This window comes from Chamaesiphon sp. OTE_8_metabat_110 (assembly GCF_031382685.1).
GTDB lineage: Bacteria > Cyanobacteriota > Cyanobacteriia > Cyanobacteriales > Chamaesiphonaceae > Chamaesiphon.
The window spans coordinates 1-19,575 of record NZ_JANMZA010000063.1; the positions used below are offsets into that span (position 1 = coordinate 1).

A 19,575-nucleotide genomic window follows, 5' to 3' on the forward strand; every position below is an offset into this window, starting at 1 on the left:
AATAGAAGGCATCTGCCTTTGCTCCCCCTTCCACCCAATCAACTTCAATTCTCGACTCGCATCACCATTACCCAAACTCATCCCTCTGCGCCATAGCATCCAGATCTGTGAGGCTGCCGCATTTTCAAGTGCAAACTTCAAGTTATCTAAATTTATCGCCCGACCTCTAGCAATCAATCTGGTGCCAAAAATTTGGGCGAATTTGGCTTCTATCTTGAGCCTGTCGGCTGTTTGTGTGCGATCGGATAGCAGGGGTTTGTCTTGGGGATTGGAGAGCATTAAGTTATTGAAAATTTTACGGTTGACCTAACGATATCAAACTCTCCCGAATCGGTCAGAGTAAAATTAAATGTAAGCGGGATATTTGTTATCGGCAGATAGAGACCTGGTAAATATTGGCAACGAATCTTAACAACTGTATAGTCTAGTCCGTCAACTGCTATTTTTTGTTCGACATAATTTCCTTCAACCAAATATTGGCTAACGAAGAAACGATTGGGTACATATCTGCTAGAAGTAAGTTGTTCGGCTTCTGAATTTACTAACGATCCAAAGAATCTGAGACTATTAGCTGTGACAAATTCATATCTAATTAGTCCAGCTAACCAGCCTAGCCTTGCAATTTCATACAAAGCACCATTAAAAATTTGAGAATAGTTGGGATTTGTAACAAAATCGGCAGGTGTCCCACCAGACACCTCCAAAAATAGCTCGAATGACGTAACTCTAGGTATCCAGATCCAAATCAGAAAATTAAGAGGTGCATTTCGATTGGTACTTAATTGAGATTCTCTTATCAAGTCTGGATCGAACCCCAGGAATGGCAGACCGTACTGCCCGATCGCCAGCCATGCCGTTGGTTTTCCGCTCACTGTTGCCTTTCTTTGAATCAATCGATCGACACTACTCCGAACCACCTCCCGATTATCCGCCGGATTAATCGCATACCAAGTCCCTTCAACTTTTGCCAGCAGACAATTCCCGTAGCAAAAGTTAGTGGCAACAGCACTTATCGTCCCAGTAACTGTCGTAAACAATGCCGACTTTCCCGGTACCGCTGCAAACTGAGCCGTTCCCACAGCTAGAGTTTGGCGGGATCTTATAGCCGATCGCAGTAGGCCGGCGATCCGATTAAGTTCGCTCACGGTCGAAAGTTACCATTAATTTTGCCAGTTCTTGCTTGTGAACTTCGAGCATTTGTTCGTACCGTGAAAGCCAATTCCGCAGCTTAGGTTCCAACCAATCTAAATAGGAAGTCGCCGTTTCATTACTACTAATCCCTGCAAAAGTTAGATAGGTTTGATAGTCGTTACAATCTGCGTTATTTTGACGTTGCCAATCAATATAAGCGATCGCCTTTAAGACATTTTGGTAGTGATGCGCGAAGGGGAGTAAGTTAATTAACGCATTCGATCGCGATCGGATATGATTGGCAAAAGTCAGCTCATTGAAGGCAGAAGCGAGGATCGGATATCGACCGACGGTCGGTTGAGATTTCAAGGTACGATCGCAAATACCATCGCGCATCTGCCATCTGCCATCTAGCATCGCGCCTCTGCCTTCTGTCTTGTCAATGTCTGTTCTCATCGATCCCCCCAGACAACCTAGTATCGGCAATAATCCGGCTATATCCTGCCATCGCATTCGTGGCGACGATCGCCATCAGTCCACCCAAATCGCCAAATTTTATCGTACCTTTATCGATCGCCACTCCGATCGGTTGCGCCGATCCCGCAATCGTCGATGCGACGATCCACCACAAAGTTTTTGATTTATACCAGGGTTTGACTGTTTTCACTTGCGATACCTGTTATTGATATCCTCGACATCTTCACTCATATCGTCGATTTTTTCTTCCAGTCGCTTGGCAATCTCAGCTAAACTGTGTAGTTGTCCGCTCAGTTCGTCCCCAGTCTCACTCGATAATTCCTTTACACCCGTTACGTCTGTTTTGAGATGCTGGATATCCGCCCGCAGTTCTTTGGCAACGCTAGCTAATTCCCCCGTCCGCGCTTCGCTGCGATCGATCTTGTCGAATGCCAATACCACTTTTTGCCAAGCGGTGCCGATACTGGCGGCAATTTTAATCGTATCGATTTTATCGAGCTTTTTAACTAGTTGCCACTTGCTATATTCGCGCCAAGCTAAAATTGCACCCAAAACGATCGCCACTCCCCATCCAGGCTCTCGAATCAAACTCTCGCCTAAGTCGAAGCTGCGATGGACGATGGTAGCTTGTCGCGACTGCTGCACCTGCAACAGATAAGATCGCCTACTATTTGGATCTAAAAACGTACCGGAGAATTCGCCAGACATTGAATGATTTTAAGGTGATATCGATATCGGTTACAGGATATCAGATATTTTACCGCTTTCGCGAATTTTAATGTAAAGTAATAGCATTCTAGGTAATTGCCCTATCACCAGAGTCGATAAAAAACGCGGGCTTTACCGACTCAAGGGCACGAATTGTCTCACCAATTCGATTTAGATTCCTATTTAAGTTTATACTTAAATTCCCGCAATTGCCATGTAGCTATTTATACGCAGCGGAAAGTGCGATCTTGGGGTTTCCCCAAGCGAAGCACCTTTTCAAGACAATTGCCCATATGCCGATTCAATTTACCTGCGAGAAGCTGCTGCTTTCGCCAAGTTCGTTCGAGTTGTTAGAGCGTCCCGATCCGATCGGGGTGGCTGTAGTTAAAAGGTTAAAGTCAATCGATTTCAATAGTGTAACACATTTATTGAGTCCCGTTGAGTGCTATTCGTGTACCCAAGCGACGTTTTCGTTCGGATCTTCCCCCGAAAACGTCGCTTGGGAAGATTCCCCCACAAAGCTCGCGCCGCTTAGCGATGCCTGTACGATCGCGTATTTGGCGACTTTACCTATTCAAATTTATGAGAATTTGTTGGCGATCGAGCAGATCTGTGTGGGGATGGATCGAAGTTCGATCGTTGATGGGCTAGTAAAGACTAGTGCTGTCTCAGTTTTGCCAGCTATAAGGAGATCGGATCTTATCGCTGGCAATAAGGAGATCGAACCTTATCACAGGATCGATCGAGATCTAGAAACCTACTGTGTCCCCTACGGGATCTTAATCAAACGCTGGCGGGGGAAGAATGCCTACTGGTACTGGCAATACTATCGAGCCGATGGCAGTAGAGCGGACGATTACATGCACAAAACGTTAGACGGGGCGATCGCCCGCGTGAAGGCGATCGGCATCCCGGCGGATGCCAGTCCACAGCGGTTAAATAAGAGCAAAAAAGTGTGGCACCTCAATTAGAAAGAAGGCAGAAGATCGAAGGCAGATGGCAGAAGGGTCAGAAAAAACTTCTGCCATCTGCCTTCATACTTCTGCCTTTCCTAGAAAAGTTAATATTTTGGATGTGTAAATGCCCGGTAATTTTCGTGCTATTAGTAATGGTAATATCTGTAATTTTTCCTGATGAAAAGTGGAGTAAAAAATGAGTAATTTAATTGTATTTGCAGCATATCATCCCAACGCCAGTGCGCCTTATTATTGGCAAGAAGACCAAACTGGGGTCATGCGACGGGCGGTAGAATATTACAATCGTCAGATGTGCGGCAACGATCCATCGCTCGATCTCCGATATCATCAAGAGCAAATCGATGTGCTGGTTAAATATTTCGATAATTATTTAATGGCTCCCTGCTGGCGCAGTCTTGGTAAGCAAATATTTGAACTAAGGCGGAGACTATGGCAAGCGCAGACAATATCACAGTTGAATGAGTGCCATCAGCTAGCATTAGAATTGGGACTCGATCCGCTATGAAGCCAGAAGAGATTAAAGAAATACTGCGGATGGTTGATGAGTTTAACGCGATCGACACTGGCGATGTAATTACTAAAGATAATATAAATCATCAGATTATTCATCTGAGATTTACTCATCGTCAAAAACACCTAATTAGTTTCATGCGCGGCGATGAATTAACTAGTATCGATCGCGATGAGTATGTAGTAAATAACTGGACTAAAGTATCAAAAGAAACACTAGAAAAATGACGTGCTTAGTTACTAAAATTCAAGAGTGGCGCGAAGGTGAATGGTATTTTCGTGCTAAAGAATGTTCGGATTTTAAGTGGCATGTTTGGTGCTCTAAGTCCGAATTAGTGGGGCGAGATGCGCTGAATGAACCGTGGGATTCGATGGTGTATTTCGAGTTTGACAACGATAGGCAATCGGCAATCGAACGGTTAAAGTGGCAAACAAAAACTTGGAGAAAGTTATGGCATTAGAACTACCCATCGAAGAATATTTTAAATATCATCCGCCGACGACACCGGAGCGGATTGCTCTGCACGATCGGGCTAATCTGGAGAGTTTGACAATTTGTAAGTCGTTTGTAGAAAGTCAAGATTATAATGAGTGGCTGGTGTTTCGAGATGCAGCGATATTGCTTGCCCAAGATGTCTGTCAAGATAAAACGTGTTTAGATTGGGCGAAAAGTGCGGTCGTGAAGGCATTGTCCGCGTATTCGATCGCCAATACAGACAGTCGATCGACAGCAATTCTAATGCACATTCAGCAATTTAGAATGTTTTTGAATCAAGGGATAACTGTAGATGAATTGAAGCGATCTTCGGATTCTTCTGTTAACGAAGAGTTGCCGCCTGTTGCTGGGATGCCTGTTGGAACGCTAGAGGCGATGAGTACGCCCATGCAAAATCAAGAGATGAAACTCAAGATTGTAGATGGAGAAATCACAGATCTCAAACCTTTATATTCAGGCGTTCATCTCACTCTTGACGGTGACAAATGGTGTGCGCAAACAAGCGAAAATCTCCAGGTGGGAATTAGCGGATTTGGCGACGATCCGATCGCGGCATTGTCTGATTTATATGTCAATCTCAGAGGAATTGAATTTCAGGAGTTGAAAAATAGTTCGGGTCATATTTATTCGACTTCGATAAAATCGTTGGCGGAGCCTCTGGGGATGAGTGATAATTATCGAGCTTTTATCGAGGCTTATGGCAGTGCAATTGCTAATTTGGATGCCAATGGTTTGAGCGATCGAGAGACATTAATCGCCGAATTAATTGCAGCGGCTGAGGATGAAATCTAATGTTCGTTATCTCCACCCCAATTTCCAATCCCACTCCCAACAGCCGCGCGGGATTTATCATCGCGGGCGATTCACCAAATACGCCGATCGTTAAAACCAAGTCGAACGATGATTATGTACCCGTTATCGTGGTACCAGATATCGACGATAACACGATAATCATTCCCAGTATCCCCGACAAAATCGCCACCAGCATTACAATTAACGGCATCACCCATACCTTCACCCTCAATGCCCCGCCGGGAATTGGCAAATTTACCGAGATTAACGGCGAAATAATTATCGGGTACGCGGGCATAAAACCAGCGGTGATAAACGTCGCCACCACCCCGCTCATTATCGCCACCGACATGGTACCCGCCCCTTATCCCGATCTATTTACCCGCTGGCCGCTTGTGGGTCAAATATCGTGGAGCATGGGTTTCGAGGAACAGCCGAGTGCGAATTTTGAATTTATCACTGATGCCGTGTATCGAGACCAAGTGATAAGTTACTTTGCAGCCGATATGCCAGTCGAGATCTACGGTACCGCCTATAGTCGATCTGCAACATTAAGCATTACCGATATTGCGACTAATGTCAGTGTCAACCCACTAATCTCTGTCAAGGTCGATCTAACTGGATCTCACGTCGGCAAGCTCGACAACTCAGTGGAGTTACAACAGCTACCAAACGGCAATAATCCCTGTATCAGCCCCACCCCCACCCCCGCATTCAGCGGTTCGGTTGCCGATATTGCCGCGCGTGCGGGAGTCGGACTAGTCGGCGGGTATATCCCCTTACCTGCTAAATTACTCGAATCGGCAACCAGCACGACGCTGGCATCGGTACTCGATAATAATGCCATTCGCTCGATCGCAGCCTACATCGATTACAACCGTAGCGGTGCGATCCATTTAATCCCGTGGTCGAGTAGCGGCGGCATTTCGGCTCTCGATGTCGCCGAAAATGTCACCACCACCGTTCGCCACCTGCCAGGATCGATCTACACCAAACTTTACGATCCGCCAGTTAAAGTTACCTACGGCTCTAACGCCACCGCCGATCCCAATTCACCCATCACCCAGCCCAACTGGCCTACCCCACCGCCTGAAGATACCACCGTCGTCGAGGGCGATGAATTCCCAGACGTATCCCCCTATTTTGGCACTCAAAAAGACTTGTCGATCGTGTTCGACGTCAGCGGCAAGCGCAAGCGGCGTAAAATTACCACCCTCCACAACGGGCAACCGCTGCGCGAAGAGGAAAGGGAGTACGGCTACGTCGCCGTCGCCCGCGACCACGTTGTTTTTACCGGGGATGCCAACCCGGTTATCGATCGCATCAATGGCTCTTGGCAAGTAATATCATCGAGAACTAAGAACTATACATATAACAATTTAGGCTACTTAAAGTCAGTGGATGGCTACGGATTTGTCAAAACTAGATTCAACGTTGAAAACGCCCAAAAACCCGAATCAGTGGCAATTAATTTAGGTGCCAATAATGACGATCCGATCGCGCTGGCCCTACTCGATACCTATCGATTTTTCAACCTATCCACATATACATCAGAAACATACGAACTAACCAAACTGAGGGATTATTATAACGATATCAAACCCGCAACCATTAGATACACGCTCTGCTTGCCAGAGGGCGGTAGCTTTGAAATGACCGAAACCGATCCTAACTGGATCGAGCCTTATTTCGTCTCCAAATCTCGGACGATCGAGAACTCCTTCGCGGCAACCGTCAATCCCAAAAGTACCGCGCTCAAGCCACTACCGCAACTGACTACAGGTAAAAAAAGCGAATTTATCGAGCGGACTCAAATTACAACCCTACCCTTCAGTTTCAACAATCCCAAAAATCCCGAATACTATACAAAATCGACCGATAACTATAGTAGTTCCGGCGCACAATTTAACGCAATTCTCGCGATCGCCGATTCGCAAATAGTCAAAGGTCGCCCGCCGACTGCCCCCAGTCGCAACGCCACCGATTCATCCAACCCAACTGCAACTCCACCACCCGCACCGACGGCAAACACCAACAAACCATTCGGCATTTACTCACTAATTCCCGCAGTATTTACCCCCACCAATACGATCGATTATCCAAATGCCGCCACCGAAACGCAGGCTTTACTCGCCGCTAAAACAGACCTTGAAATTATCAACACTAAAAATTGCCGCATTTCGAGTGTGAAATTGGTTAATTTCACCACCGGGATCTATCCAGGACAAACATTAAATTACCGCGTCGGCAACAGCCAGAGGTCTGGTAGAATCATGAATGTTTCCCAAACGTTAAAAATCCAGGGCATCGTCGATAACAACCTGCCGATTATTACCCACTCCGGCACTACTTTGAGCGTCGGCGAACAAATGAACGTACCTGTTACTAGTTACAAATTGGCAAATTAGTCAAACATGTCAGACACTCCCAAACTGCAACTCGATCGCCATAAAATCAACTACTGGAAGGAAGATGGTAGCTACTTAAAAAGCGTTTATATATTGCCGCAGCCGTTTATTGCATCATCTAAATATCCGAGTACTCTAGCTGATGCGATCGCGATCCAAGAAGAGATTATCAAGTACATAGTTACCAAAACCGCGTGGCTTGGTTCGGTACTTACCGATCCGATCGCGATGGATGCGATCCGCCGCATGTCCGCGATCGTGCCGCTTGAAGGTGGGGATGTGGGCATCGATATCGATAATCTCCTCAATGTTCGCGATTACCTCCAAATCGGGCAACTATTTATATCGACAAGTTACGAGTCGATATCTACCATGCCCGAAGAGTGGAAGCCTTCGGCGATTGCCAGCCTCAACGGGATGAATTTTGAGGGAAAGCGGATCGAGATCGCACTGTTGCACATGCAGGAGCTGCGGCAGCGGGAGCAGACGCGAATGGCGAACGAGGATCCGATCGATACGCCGTTAGCACTAGCGGCGACTGGGAAATAGATCTGCTGTCAATGGCGATCGAAGCGTTTGATGCCCCAGGCGCGATCGATCTAGGCAAGATTTACCCGCCGCGAAAATTGCGGTTGCTAATCGACCAAACGGCGAAAATGCGCGAAGATCCCAACGCCCGCAAGGAGCGGCTCGATAAAGCCTCGGCGATCGAATTTATTGATAAATTCAAAGACGATATTTTTGTGGCTGACGATGGCGAGGAGTTGAGTTTAGCGCAGTTTCTGTAGCTACTTAATGTCGAAAGCGGCAAAAAAGTGCTATTGTTGCATTTGAGTAAGGAGTAGGGAGTAACTAGATCGAGTAACTCGTTGGGAGTTAACTACGCCAGTAGGATTCACAACTTTTCATCATTACTAATTACATGGCTCCGATAAGTCCACTAGATCTTCGCTCATTACTACGCGTCTTAACTCCTTACTCATTACTCCTTACTCCTTACTCAACACTGTGCCCTGCGAGTTTTTAAGCGGTCTGATTCAATTAGCTTTATCCCAATCGGATATAACGATCGCTCCAGGTGGCACCTTGCCCACTGGGGCGATTTATTTATTCCTATCGGCTCGCAACCGGGCGGGGTGGACTAAGGCTAGTTCCGGGCTACTGGTCAACATCCCCGCCCTATCCCGGCTGACAATTACCTTAAATGAGATTGCCAATCGCGGATTGGGGACAGACTTTATCCGCTACAGTCTCAGTGCTAATACTACATCAAATCCTCAAAGTGCGGTACAAATCGCCGAATGGGAGAACTATAACGCTGACACTTACACGCGGCGTACTCTCAATCCGATCGTCCTCTCGCGCCCCGAACATGTCCAATTAGCATCGAGTGTGGCGACAATCAACGACTTGCCATCAGGATCGGATCTGATTAATGGAATGCACCGACTAGTTATCGGCGCGGCTCCCAGCGGTTATTACAAATATTCGAGCTACGCTAGTACCCCGTGGGCGCGGGTGGATTCCCCCTACACCTGTCAAATTTTAGATCCCTACGGCACGGCAGGAGCCGCCGCCGATGTGGGATCGATCGATCCCAACTACCTCATCTTGCCGCCAGCTTATGATGTAGTACGACCCGACCCGGTGGCTGGCGTACCAGCCAAGCTGGTATGGCGCAATAATAATCCCTACGATCTACCCACCGGGACGGAATTTGCCATTCTTGTCGAGCAGGGGTCGCGCGATCGAACTTCGAGCTTTGAGGGTAAGTTAATCGTCACCTTTAAAGGCTACACCGATGGCTTGGGCAACCTCGACAGGCTTGCTTTGTCCGGACTGACGACGATGCCCTACGTGGACGGCGACCGAATTTGGAGTACCGATGCTGCGGGCATAATGCTGCTTCATAAACCTCTACCCCCCGGCGAATGTGCCGTATGGGAAATTGCGCCATTTTTTAATGCGGCGCAATTTAGCGGGCAGTTAGTACCGGGCGAATCCGTCGATATCTACATCTACCCCTTGCCCGCAAGCGGTAAAAATGTCGCCGCACTGTGGTCGGTAACGGGCGATACGATCTTGCCCGTGGGGGAGCGGCTGCATCCGGTACCGAAACTGGGTGCGGGAATTAAGATCGGATCGGGCGCGGCGATTGTCAAAAGCTATGTACCCAGTATCCGCTCCGAGCAAACTATCTACGGTCTATCGTCCAACACTCCCAACCAAAAACTGACGATCGACGGCAATGGGGTGGTGCGGCTCACAGCTAATCCACTTGCCACCGAAGCAATCTTGGCGATCGTTTCGACTGTTGCGGGCACGTCTAAGCTGGGGACTTTATCGCCCGCATTAAATGTAGTGGCAGGGGGCAAAGTCAACCTCACCCTGACGTATTTGGGCTATGCCGGAGATGAGAACTGCTCCATCCGCAGCAGCTATCCAGTTATCGGCGGCGACGTGGGCGAATTCAACCCTAATTTTGTGAGAATTTTCGCCAAACTTGGCACGATCGTCTACCCGGCGCTGAGCGCGGGCAACGCCCAAACGGGGGTAATCCCCGATCCAACTCAGAGTTTGACAATCGATAGCCTAGGCGCACCAGTACAAATCCAAGACCCGGCAGACCCGTTATTCGGACTGTTCGACCCGCCCACGCTAACGGGTACCCCAACTACGGGAGGCAGCATTCCCGCAGGTAGTTATCAATTTTTTGCCGTTTATTACTACGATGGTAGTACGGCTAGCGCGATCGATCGGATATCTCCCACCGTCATTGGTGAGTCGGAGCTGACGCTAGCGGAGCTATCCGATCTCAACCAGGGGTGGGGAAGACCGATCTATAATTTAAGCGATTTACGATCGATCGATCGTACCGATACCTTTGCTTGGCAGCACCGTCCGGTGAATGGTGGCTCGATCTTCTACTACGATCCCAACAGTCTCGAAATCGACGATGGGATCTCGACATTCAAACCATCCTATCTCACCACCGCCCAACCCGGACGCTGGCTGATTCGTAAATCCTACAGTATCAATCCCAGAGGCATTCACAGTCTAACTGCCACATATAGCTATCTCGATCGCGTCACCGTTGTCGATGTCGGCGCTTATCTATATATCAACCCCGTCCCCTCCACCGGACAACCCTTAACCAATGCTACCTACTGGCTGCAAGATACCTATCGAGGTAGCCAAGGCATCCAGGGTATCCCCGGACTGACGGGGGCGATAACCGTCGGCACCAATCCAGTTAGCCCTGCTCTAAATGACAGTGCGACATATACCGTCGATAGCATTCAAGGATTGGCGATCGGACAATACTACGCCTTTAATGGAGTGGCGGGCACCTTACTACTAACCGCATTACCGACCCTTACTACCGTCACCCTCCAAAACACCGATGCCACGGTCGGGAGTACGATTTCCGCAGGTACCAAACTACTTGCCACGGGCAAAACGGGCGGCATCGGACAAACTGGTGCTGCGGGAACCGTTGGCGCAACAACGTCGGGCACCAATCCAGTTACGCCAGCACTCAACGCCACAATTACCATTACAGTAGATGCCGTCGGGGGTTTGAGTGTCGGACAATACTATAAATTTTCTGGCATCGCGGGGACATTTTTCTCGACAGCTTTGCCCACGCCTACTACAGTTACCCTCCAAAATATCGATGCGACGGTTGGGGCAGCAATCGGATCTGGCACTAGGCTAAACCTGTCGGGTCAACGCGGCGCGATCGGGCTTTCGGGTTCGCCGCACATTGCTCGTGGCGATTATGTCGGTACGGCGACCTATTCTCAATACGATGAGATCTACCACCCGCCCACTGGTGCGAGTTACTGGTGGATTAGCCCTACACCGGGAAATACCGCCCCGCCGTCAGCCAACTGGCAGAAAATTGCCGATAAGGGCGATCCGGGGGCGGTTGGATTGCCTGGTACGACGGGGGCGACAATCGCGGGCGTTAATCCCGTCACTCCCGCGATTGGGGCGACAGCTAGTTACTTTGTCGATAGCACTTTGAATTTAGCCGTGGGGCAATACTACGCCTTTGGTGGGGTGGCGGGGACATTTCTATTGACAGCCCTGCCTACGCCTACTACCGTCACCCTCCAAAATACCGATGCGACGGTGGGAGCGGCGGTAGGAAATGGTACCAAGCTAACCGCCACGGGCAAAACTGGAGCGACAGGTGTAGGGCAAGCAGGAGCGACTGGCAGCGTGACGGCGACATCGGGAATTAACATTCTCGAACAAGCATCCGCACCAACTTCGGCTAGTAATACCCTGAAGGTGTTTGCTGACACCAACGGCAACTTGTCCTTGGTCGCCTCCACCGAAGATGGCGGGCAAATTCGCGAACTCACCCGCTCTCGGAAAACCACAACGATTACGACTAGTTCCATTGGGAATGGGTTATCAGCCGTGGGGACGATCGCCCTAGCTCCAGCTTTTCTGCTCCACTCAATTTCTTCAACCGCAAATGCCCGCATCCGCATTTATCAAACCGCCGCCCAACTGACCGCAGATGCCGCCCGCGCTAGTACTACCGCCCCAGTCGGCAATCACGGGCTGATATTTGAGGCGATCGGATCTGGCGTAATCCCCACTCAATTCGGGGTTGTCGGTGCCAATAAAGAAGCAAGCCTCACGGCTAATTTACCGATCTCGATCGTCAACCAATCTGGTAGTAATAATAGCTTCACGCTCACCGCCAGCTTTACACCACTTGAAAGTTAATTAAAATCATGGCTCTAACCATTCACACCACTCGCACCCTAGCCGCTGGGTATACTCAACAACAGCTTTACGATGAACTCAAAGCCGCCTTGCAAGTCGCTGGATTTTCCGCTCCCATTGATGAAAACGGCTCTCCTGGGACGACGATGGATCAAGTTTATTCCATCACTTATAATGCCGCCGCTAAAGGCACCGTCTTTTTTAGGATTCAAATTGCCACCAGCTTTTTAATCACTCCCAACCTATTTGATACTTATAACTCCACTACTAACACCGGGACAAATACCAGTATTACACCGCTCACCTACGCCCCGCTCAATACCCAGCAGCTCAATATCATCACCATCAATAATCCCGAAATGCGCGGTCTAGCGCTTGTGACTGGCTCGACCGAATTGGGATTTCTCGGAGTGATTCGTCCGGCGACCAAAGTTGCCGAATGGGACGAAGCCTTGTGGACGTTTGCGTTTATCCCCGGTGTGACAACGGGTAAACTCCGCACCGTGGCTGCGCCCGTTTGTCCGCCAATTGCTAGCAGTTTGACTTGCAATTTCGGCTTTAACCAGGATGGTACTTTGCTTACTACCCCTAGTGCAATTACTGGTAAATCCGACATCTTCCCATTTGGAATCCTCGTCGCGCTCGGCGCGGCAACGGCGGCAAGTTACGCTGGAGCATTTTCGGCAGATTTAGCTCTAGTCCAGGGATCGGGGCGAATTCAAGGCGATACGTTCGACAACCAGTGGATTTATTTAGGTAGAAATATCGCTCACCGATTCGCAATTTAACAAAGTGGCTAATTACTTAGGATTCATTACCCCCACCCCGCCAGTTGCCATCCGTGTCGGTGCAGCCACAGCAGTGGGAACGACCACTCCCACCCCGCCAAGTGCCATCCGTGTCGGTGCGATAAAGGCTGCGGGTGAATTTCGATCGGCACTGACGACGGCATCCGGTTCGGGTTCGGGAAACAACCCAGGAATAAGCATTCCAACGACCGGGCAAATCTTTCCCAATCCAAGTTTTGGAGGTGGATATTGACATACGCTTATCTCGATAAACACGACAATCTCGATCCCCATCTAGATATCAACTGCCAAAAATTAGCCGATTATCTCAAAAGCGGACTCAACTACGCGATCGCCCGCCAGATCCCCAACGGCATCGCCTGTCGGGATACCCGTTCCTTCGACGACGTTAATTTTGCCCTCTCCTGCCTACCCCTGCTCAAAGTCTACCGCCAATCCGAGACCACCCAAAGATCGCAAATCGTCGATACCAACCTGGCAATTACCTATGCGATGGGGCACCCCGATGTCCAAAAACTCCCCGGCATCATGCACTGGGTCGATCGCGTCCTTACCGCTCAAATCGCCCACATCGCCGCCAACGATCGCGGCTGTGGCTGGTGGTTACTGCCCAAATCCGAACCGATTAAATCCGAATACCGAATTATGGCAAACGAACTGATGCAGCCCGTTTACGTCTATCTGAAATTATCTCTCACCGCGCGGGAAATATGCTAATATTGCGGAAATCGACAATAAGGGTCGAAAGCAAGTAATAGGTAAGAGGTAATAGGTAAACAGGGTTCAAAGTCGGTTGTGAGATGCACGATTTTTTAGCCATTACTAGTTACCGTTGCCGCTGGCAACTAGATCTATGCTTATTACTATGTTCTAAAACCTATTACCTATTACCTATTACCTCTTACCTATTTTTTATGCCCGGAATCGTCACCTCTGAAGATGGATTTACCCGCCAATATGCGGGCGTTTTATCGGTTTGCGTTAGGGTACTCAGCACCAATGAAATCGTCAAGTTTCTGACTCCCGATAAGGCGGAGATCGATTTTGGACTCAAAACTAAGGCAATTACCACCTCTAACCCCTTGGGGCACAAGGCGGAGGCGAATAGGTATTTAGACGAGAATATGCCCACGGCGATGTTTAAGGTATCTAGTGCCAACACGAAAACGGTCGCCCTTAGTGCCAATCGCGGCGTAGCTAAAGTGGCGAATTCGCTTGAGAATGTCATCATCCAAAAACAGGCAACCCAACCCCTAATCGCCGCCGCGCCAGTCGGCGGCTTGGGCAATGGGATCTTAATCGATGCGGCCACTAATGCCGCAGCTTCCATGAACGGCGATCCGAGCGTGCCGCTAGTACAGCAGCCGTGGGCGACGTTCGTCCAAAGCACACCGCTAAGTTTTGCAATGGGCGCGGGCGGCGCGATTAAATTTAGCGACGATCTGGTACTCGATCGGGCGTATGTCAGCTTGAAATCGATCGAGAGCATGGATATCGTCCAAATGCTATTTACCTCTTTAGGTTTGTGCGAGTGGATTATGATGTTTAGAAATAGCGACGATACGATTACTAAAATTCAAATTCCGACGATCGCCATCAATCCCGAAGGTGCCAAAGCAGCAAGTGATGCCGACGGCACGGAAGTTAAGGGGAACATTTCGATTACTAGCGGTTGCGCTGGCTATTCGATTAAGGATTTTGCCCGCAAAGTATATTGTTAAAAGAAGACTGGGCGGGAGACCCGTCCAGTGCAGAAGATAGAAGGTGTCCCGGCAGAAGGATTGATGAAGATCCGACCGTCGGTCGGCTGAGGTTTCAAGGTAGCACTAGCACTACTACCTTCTGCCTTCGCAACGAATGCCTTAAATACCTATTACCTAAAAACGGAGATTTAGACTATGAAAGTAAAGATGAAAGCAGATTTCTTGTATGAGGGAAAGACTTTTAAAAAGGGTGAAGAATACGATAAAGATAAATTGCCCGCGCGATTGTTAAATGATAATTACGTCGAATTTTTGGATGAGGAAGAAAGTGCGGGACTTGAAAAAATTCCGCTCCCCACGAAATTAGTAGAACAAGTCAAAAATACCGATGCTGCTAAAGCACCAGCATCAACCGATCCTAAGCCCACAGCCTGATGAAAGAACCGCGTCAAAATAAAACCGTCGTCCGCGCCAATATCGAATACTTCCCCCGCCGGAGCGTGCGCGGGAATATTACGATCGTGCGTAAAGCCAAGCCTAAAAACCCGATCCAAGAAATGATTGGCTCTAAGACATTTTGGCAAGGCGCAGTCGGCGGGGGAATCGGCACGGGGGCGATTATGGGAATGGTGGGGATGAGTCGGAGGATGGTGGGTAAGAGGTAATAGGTAATAGGTAATAATTAATTATTTACCATCAACCGATCTTGCTACAACCAATTATCCTCGACAACCGGATTGTCAATCGAAATCTCCAAGATACGACTCGGCGCATCGACGCGCTCAAATATCGTGAAGATATCGAACTATTGCCCACGCCTTATGCTCGCAACATGGCGATCGCGCTGATTCAAGCCACCGCTAAATCGCGCCCTAAGTACTTTTTTGCACCCTGGATTAGCGGCGACGAATGCGGTGGAGTCAGGGCGGTCTGGTGGCGACCTGTCGTGCGCGCTCAGGTGAGACTAATTATCCCGCCCGATCCAAAAATTAAGATCCGGATCTATCACGAATTTGGGGAAAACTACGCGCTAGATTACAATGTTTCTGGTGAAACAATCGGAGGATATATCGAGTGGTTATGCAAAATCAGAGCAGGGAACTACCCAAAACCGGAGAAACTTGGCAACACTATCGCGGACAAAATTGCTATATTCTAGGCATTTTAAAAAGCGGTTCGCGCTCGATTGATTTTGATATCGTGGCTTATGAATTGGTCGATTGCCAAACATTTATCAATCCCGATACTGGCATTCTCGAACAAACCCAAATTCGATCCAGCAGCAGATTTTTCAAGCCTATTGAAGAGTTCATGGGAACTGTCGGCGACAATCACAGATTCGAGCGCTTAGACGAAGATATCAGTGCCCAAATTTGGGCACAAAGTTTTCAATTAGTCAATTAGAATTATGCCCACCGAAGCCGAAGTTCTCGCCGCCTTGCGCGGTCAGTTAGTCACCGGACTAGTAGATCCGAATATCGCCGACAAACGCCACATCGTTAGGGAAATTGGGGAGATCGATTTAGTCAATGGAATTAGCGGCGGGGGTGGTGGCACAGCTACAACCCCCGTAGAAATCACTCAGGGTATCGATGCCAGTCCAAAGGTCGATACCATCAGACTTTTACTTGCCGACATTAAGGCAGAGCTTGTCAATAGTACGGCTATTGCCGACATCTTCATCCAAGATTCGGGTACGACCCCGCGCTACTTGATCCGCCAAGACCGGATCGACCAGACTACGGGTGCCATAACCGTATCCATCCTCAATCTCGACGGCACCATCCCCAGCCCCGCCCCCGTCCCGCCACTGCTGCCTGTCAAGGCGGGATCGACTAATTTAATCAATGAGGATTTATACACAGCGATAATCGCCGGAACCGGATATGCGGTGGGCGACTCGATCGCCAATGTCCGGTTACTCAATGGCGAAACCAGCACGGTTGTCGCATCGAGCTGGTATAACATCACGACTCGAAGTGCGATCGCGTCCTCTCCAGCGATTGCCGATCTCAAAGGGTACGAAGACAAGCTAGAGGAGTTACTGATTGCGATCGCAATAAGTAACTCCTCTATAGACTCTAAAAAGGCTCCTTTAATTGCGACTACCGATGCGATCGCATCCCCCACCACAGTTGGCGGCATGTTTCTCCGTGGCTATAATGGCGCAACCTGGGATCGGATTCGTGCGGGAGTCAGCGGTGCGGCAGGGAACATTCTAGGCTATCTGAATACGATCGGGGTGGGCAAATACAACGCCACCCCACCGACCCTCACCGACGGGCAATGGTTGGAGACTCAGATCGATCGCAACGGGCAAGCTAAAATTACGGGATCGGGATTCGAGTCGATAGCAACCCTCACCCGCGCGGCAAACACAATTCGTTACGACATTAACGATGTTTATGGCACCGCCTTCGAGCTAACAAATTTTGGCCTTACAGGTGGGTTTGTCATCCTTTCGTCGGTAAAAATCGTCTTTAATATCGCCACCTTACCTGCGGGAATGGGGCCATTTTTACTATTTCTATATTCCGCTCCACCCCCATCGAACGTAACGGATAACAACGCTTTTAGCGTGCCAGTCATCCCCAACGATCGAGCGATTAACCTCACTCCTGGCGGCGGCATCCCAATCGGGAACGCCATAGTAGAACCGGGCGGCGGCAGTGTCGGGCTGAACGCGCCCAATCTCAACCTCCAAATCAAGCTCGATCCGACTCAAACTTCTGTCTGGGGATATTTAGTCACTCAAGCCGCTTTTACACCTGCTGCTGCAAGTGAGACAGCCAAGCTCACCACACTTACATTAGGGGTGTAGCTTTGATTCCAAAAGTACTAACAACCGTACTCAGCAGCCCGTTTACCAGGCTGGCAAAAAAGTATTTTCCACTGTCGCCGAGGAGGGATTTTGAAACAGTAATTAAAAAAAACTACGGTGGGACGGCGGACATTTTAACTACCCCCAGCGGTACTTATCCGGGCAATGGCGCATTTTATTCCAGTGTACTATTACAAGACGGGCGCGTATTTTGCATCCCTTTCAACAGTACTACCGCTAGAATTTACGATCCAAAATCAGACGTTTTAACTACTCCGAGTGGTACTTATCCGGGTAATGGTGCGTTTGCTAGCGGCGTATTGTTGGCAGACGGGCGCGTATTTTGTATCCCGTGCAATAGCACAACCGCGCGGATTTATAATCCCACCACGGATACTTTAAGCATCCCTAATGGCACGTATCCCGGCGCTGAAGCTTATATTGGCGGCGTATTGTTGCCAGACGGCAGAGTATTTTGTTCGCCCAGTAAAGCGGCAACCGCACGCATCTATAATCCCGCGACGGATACTTTAAGCATTCCGAGTGGCACATACTCAAGCAACTCTGCTTTATATAGTTTTATTGGTGCCGTCCTGTTGCTAGATGGACGGGTGTTCTGCGTGCCATCCGAAGCGACAACCGCTCGGATCTATAATCCCATAACGGATACTGTAAGCATTCCCAGCGGCATATATCCCGGTGGCGTTGCTTATATCGGTGGCGTATTGCTGCCAGATGGGAGGGTATTTTGCGTACCGTCTCAAAGCACAGAAGCTCGGATTTACGATCCGGTGTCCGATACTTTGACTACCCCCAGTGGCACGTATCCGGGCAATTTAGCAGATAATAATGGCGTTTTGTTACCAGATGGGCGGGTATTTTGCACTCCCCGTAATAGTGCTACTGCCGCCATCTACGATCCTGTAACGAATGCCAAGACTGTCTCTGGCATTGCTTTTCCGGGTGCAGATGCTTTTGTTAGCAGCATACTTTTAGCAGACGGTCGCGTCTTTTGTGTTCCTTACCAGAGTACATCCGCTCGGATCTACGGGCAATCGATCGGCATACGGCTACCGATGGGGCGCACGCATTCACCGTACTTTAATAAATTTTAAACAATGTCACCTAAAACCGATTGGATTCGATCGCAACTCCGACCAGACGAAGACGCATCAGAGGCGACCAGCCGCTTAAATACCCCCACCGAAATCGACAACCCGATTCCTCAAGGCAAAGTCCCGACCGCCGTAGATGTGGATAAACTCTGGGATATCGTGCCGCCGCTGGAAGTATTTAAAACTCTAAATACCCTGTTATGGGATCGGATCGTCCGGGCGATCGCTCTAAATAACAAGGCACTGGTGTCGAAATATGTCGGTGCCCTCGTCGCTGGCGGCTGTTTGACCTCAGCTACAGCGACCAAGATTGGTGTTGCTTTATCGGGAGAAATGCTCGATCCCAATTGGAAGCCTCGAATCATCACTACTCCAGCTAAACTCGCCGGATTCGATGCGGTGATGGTGCATGAAGTCCAACTCGCTCTAGAAAATAATGAAACCTCCATCACCTAAAATAGACAGCATCGACGGCGATAAGTACCGTCTCGAAGAGACATATATTGCCAAATATGGATACTGGCTAAAAGATCTTCAATTTGAAATTCCCGCTGGATTCGAGACAGATTTAGCCAGTATCCCGTGGTTTTTGCGATCGCTTGGCGACAGGGCTTGTCTGGGATTTACGCCTGTAATAATTCACGATTATCTTTGTAGCGTTGAAGGCAAATTCATCAACCTCGACGGGATAGAAATTCAACTCAGTTGGTTTCAGGTTCAATTATATTTTTTAGTCGCACTGGAGCTTGATGGCGTACCTTGGCGGCGTAGTTTAGCTGCGTTTTTAGGTGTAATCGCGGGCAATCGCTGGAATGGTAAACAGGCAATTCCACAGAGTCGGGCAATTAGATCGATCGCCGAAAGTTTAAGTAATAGGTAAGA

Annotated in this window: 26 protein-coding genes; 20 read left to right on the top strand and 6 right to left on the bottom strand. The window is 49.0% G+C overall.

The window, feature by feature from the left end; translation table 11 throughout:
- The 5 genes from RMO52_RS02365 to RMO52_RS02385 all read right to left on the bottom strand — a co-directional run.
- On the bottom strand, positions 1 to 279 hold a 279-nt coding region (locus tag RMO52_RS02365), incomplete at its 3' end, for a hypothetical protein (protein WP_310410538.1).
- Complete coding sequence (locus tag RMO52_RS02370; RefSeq protein ID WP_310410540.1) at positions 279 to 1,079, bottom strand: hypothetical protein; 801 nt, start codon at positions 1,077 to 1,079, stop codon at positions 279 to 281. The genes RMO52_RS02365 and RMO52_RS02370, both read right to left, overlap by 1 nt.
- Before the next feature lie 52 nt (positions 1,080 to 1,131).
- Positions 1,132 to 1,587 carry a hypothetical protein gene (locus tag RMO52_RS02375; RefSeq protein WP_310410542.1) on the bottom strand — a complete coding sequence of 152 codons (456 nt, stop codon included), beginning with the start codon at positions 1,585 to 1,587 and terminating at the stop codon, positions 1,132 to 1,134.
- Positions 1,571 to 1,798 carry a hypothetical protein gene (locus RMO52_RS02380; RefSeq protein ID WP_310410544.1) on the bottom strand — a complete coding sequence of 76 codons (228 nt, stop codon included), beginning with the start codon at positions 1,796 to 1,798 and terminating at the stop codon, positions 1,571 to 1,573. Before RMO52_RS02380 ends, RMO52_RS02375 begins: the two co-directional genes overlap by 17 nt.
- Complete coding sequence (locus tag RMO52_RS02385) at positions 1,795 to 2,316, bottom strand: hypothetical protein (RefSeq protein ID WP_310410546.1); 522 nt, start codon at positions 2,314 to 2,316, stop codon at positions 1,795 to 1,797. Before RMO52_RS02385 ends, RMO52_RS02380 begins: the two co-directional genes overlap by 4 nt.
- Positions 2,317 to 2,609: 293 nt before the next feature.
- On the opposite strand from RMO52_RS02385, the gene RMO52_RS02390 reads away from it, so the two are divergent.
- The 10 genes from RMO52_RS02390 (at position 2,610) to RMO52_RS02435 (ending at position 13,033) form a co-directional block, all read left to right on the top strand.
- Positions 2,610 to 3,287, top strand: a complete 678-nt coding sequence (locus tag RMO52_RS02390) for a hypothetical protein (protein WP_310410548.1) — start codon at positions 2,610 to 2,612, stop codon at positions 3,285 to 3,287.
- Positions 3,288 to 3,468: 181 nt separating this feature from the next.
- The gene (locus RMO52_RS02395) at positions 3,469 to 3,798 is read left to right on the top strand and encodes a hypothetical protein (protein WP_310410550.1); all 330 of its coding nucleotides are present in this window, start codon (positions 3,469 to 3,471) and stop codon (positions 3,796 to 3,798) included.
- The gene (locus RMO52_RS02400; RefSeq protein ID WP_310410552.1) at positions 3,795 to 4,031 is read left to right on the top strand and encodes a hypothetical protein; all 237 of its coding nucleotides are present in this window, start codon (positions 3,795 to 3,797) and stop codon (positions 4,029 to 4,031) included. Before RMO52_RS02395 ends, RMO52_RS02400 begins: the two co-directional genes overlap by 4 nt.
- The gene (locus RMO52_RS02405; protein ID WP_310410553.1) at positions 4,028 to 4,264 is read left to right on the top strand and encodes a hypothetical protein; all 237 of its coding nucleotides are present in this window, start codon (positions 4,028 to 4,030) and stop codon (positions 4,262 to 4,264) included. The genes RMO52_RS02400 and RMO52_RS02405 overlap by 4 nt, the downstream gene beginning before the upstream one ends.
- Positions 4,255 to 5,091, top strand: coding sequence for a hypothetical protein (locus tag RMO52_RS02410; protein ID WP_310410554.1), 837 nt, complete (start codon positions 4,255 to 4,257; stop codon positions 5,089 to 5,091). The genes RMO52_RS02405 and RMO52_RS02410 overlap by 10 nt, the downstream gene beginning before the upstream one ends.
- A complete protein-coding gene (locus RMO52_RS02415) occupies positions 5,091 to 7,499 on the top strand; it encodes a hypothetical protein (RefSeq protein ID WP_310410556.1) in 2,409 nt (802 codons plus the stop codon). The genes RMO52_RS02410 and RMO52_RS02415 overlap by 1 nt, the downstream gene beginning before the upstream one ends.
- A gap of 6 nt (positions 7,500 to 7,505) precedes the next feature.
- Positions 7,506 to 8,048: a hypothetical protein gene (locus RMO52_RS02420; RefSeq protein ID WP_310410558.1), complete on the top strand. Its 543-nt coding sequence runs from the start codon at positions 7,506 to 7,508 to the stop codon at positions 8,046 to 8,048.
- Positions 8,049 to 8,059: 11 nt separating this feature from the next.
- Positions 8,060 to 8,287 (top strand): hypothetical protein, encoded by a 228-nt coding sequence (locus RMO52_RS02425; RefSeq protein ID WP_310410560.1) that lies wholly within the window; start codon positions 8,060 to 8,062, stop codon positions 8,285 to 8,287.
- 220 nt (positions 8,288 to 8,507) lie between these two features.
- Entirely contained in the window at positions 8,508 to 12,245 is a 3,738-nt protein-coding gene (locus RMO52_RS02430) for a hypothetical protein (RefSeq protein ID WP_310410562.1), read from the top strand.
- A gap of 8 nt (positions 12,246 to 12,253) precedes the next feature.
- Positions 12,254 to 13,033, top strand: a complete 780-nt coding sequence (locus RMO52_RS02435; RefSeq protein WP_310410564.1) for a hypothetical protein — start codon at positions 12,254 to 12,256, stop codon at positions 13,031 to 13,033.
- 12 nt (positions 13,034 to 13,045) lie between these two features.
- Here the strand turns inward: RMO52_RS02435 and RMO52_RS02440 are convergent, their stop codons facing one another.
- On the bottom strand, positions 13,046 to 13,234 hold the full coding sequence (locus RMO52_RS02440; RefSeq protein ID WP_310410566.1) for a hypothetical protein: 189 nt from the start codon (positions 13,232 to 13,234) through the stop codon (positions 13,046 to 13,048).
- A 48-nt stretch (positions 13,235 to 13,282) separates the two neighbouring features.
- On the opposite strand from RMO52_RS02440, the gene RMO52_RS02445 reads away from it, so the two are divergent.
- The 10 genes from RMO52_RS02445 to RMO52_RS02490 all read left to right on the top strand — a co-directional run bounded on the left by RMO52_RS02445 (position 13,283) and on the right by RMO52_RS02490 (position 19,573).
- Positions 13,283 to 13,771 (top strand): hypothetical protein, encoded by a 489-nt coding sequence (locus RMO52_RS02445; protein WP_310410568.1) that lies wholly within the window; start codon positions 13,283 to 13,285, stop codon positions 13,769 to 13,771.
- 197 nt (positions 13,772 to 13,968) lie between these two features.
- Entirely contained in the window at positions 13,969 to 14,775 is an 807-nt protein-coding gene (locus tag RMO52_RS02450) for a hypothetical protein (RefSeq protein WP_310410570.1), read from the top strand.
- A 177-nt stretch (positions 14,776 to 14,952) separates the two neighbouring features.
- Positions 14,953 to 15,192, top strand: a complete 240-nt coding sequence (locus RMO52_RS02455) for a hypothetical protein (protein WP_310410572.1) — start codon at positions 14,953 to 14,955, stop codon at positions 15,190 to 15,192.
- On the top strand, positions 15,192 to 15,422 hold the full coding sequence (locus tag RMO52_RS02460; protein ID WP_310410575.1) for a hypothetical protein: 231 nt from the start codon (positions 15,192 to 15,194) through the stop codon (positions 15,420 to 15,422). Before RMO52_RS02455 ends, RMO52_RS02460 begins: the two co-directional genes overlap by 1 nt.
- 41 nt (positions 15,423 to 15,463) lie before the next feature.
- Positions 15,464 to 15,916, top strand: a complete 453-nt coding sequence (locus RMO52_RS02465) for a hypothetical protein (RefSeq protein WP_310410577.1) — start codon at positions 15,464 to 15,466, stop codon at positions 15,914 to 15,916.
- A 41-nt stretch (positions 15,917 to 15,957) separates the two neighbouring features.
- Complete coding sequence (locus RMO52_RS02470) at positions 15,958 to 16,161, top strand: hypothetical protein (protein ID WP_310410579.1); 204 nt, start codon at positions 15,958 to 15,960, stop codon at positions 16,159 to 16,161.
- Between the two features lie 4 nt (positions 16,162 to 16,165).
- Complete coding sequence (locus tag RMO52_RS02475; protein ID WP_310410581.1) at positions 16,166 to 17,578, top strand: hypothetical protein; 1,413 nt, start codon at positions 16,166 to 16,168, stop codon at positions 17,576 to 17,578.
- Positions 17,579 to 17,580: 2 nt separating this feature from the next.
- Entirely contained in the window at positions 17,581 to 18,693 is a 1,113-nt protein-coding gene (locus tag RMO52_RS02480; RefSeq protein ID WP_310410583.1) for a hypothetical protein, read from the top strand.
- Positions 18,694 to 18,696: 3 nt separating this feature from the next.
- Positions 18,697 to 19,149 (top strand): hypothetical protein, encoded by a 453-nt coding sequence (locus tag RMO52_RS02485; RefSeq protein WP_310410585.1) that lies wholly within the window; start codon positions 18,697 to 18,699, stop codon positions 19,147 to 19,149.
- Positions 19,130 to 19,573, top strand: a complete 444-nt coding sequence (locus RMO52_RS02490; protein ID WP_310410587.1) for a DUF1353 domain-containing protein — start codon at positions 19,130 to 19,132, stop codon at positions 19,571 to 19,573. The genes RMO52_RS02485 and RMO52_RS02490 overlap by 20 nt, the downstream gene beginning before the upstream one ends.
- The last annotated feature ends 2 nt before the right edge of the window (positions 19,574 to 19,575 follow it).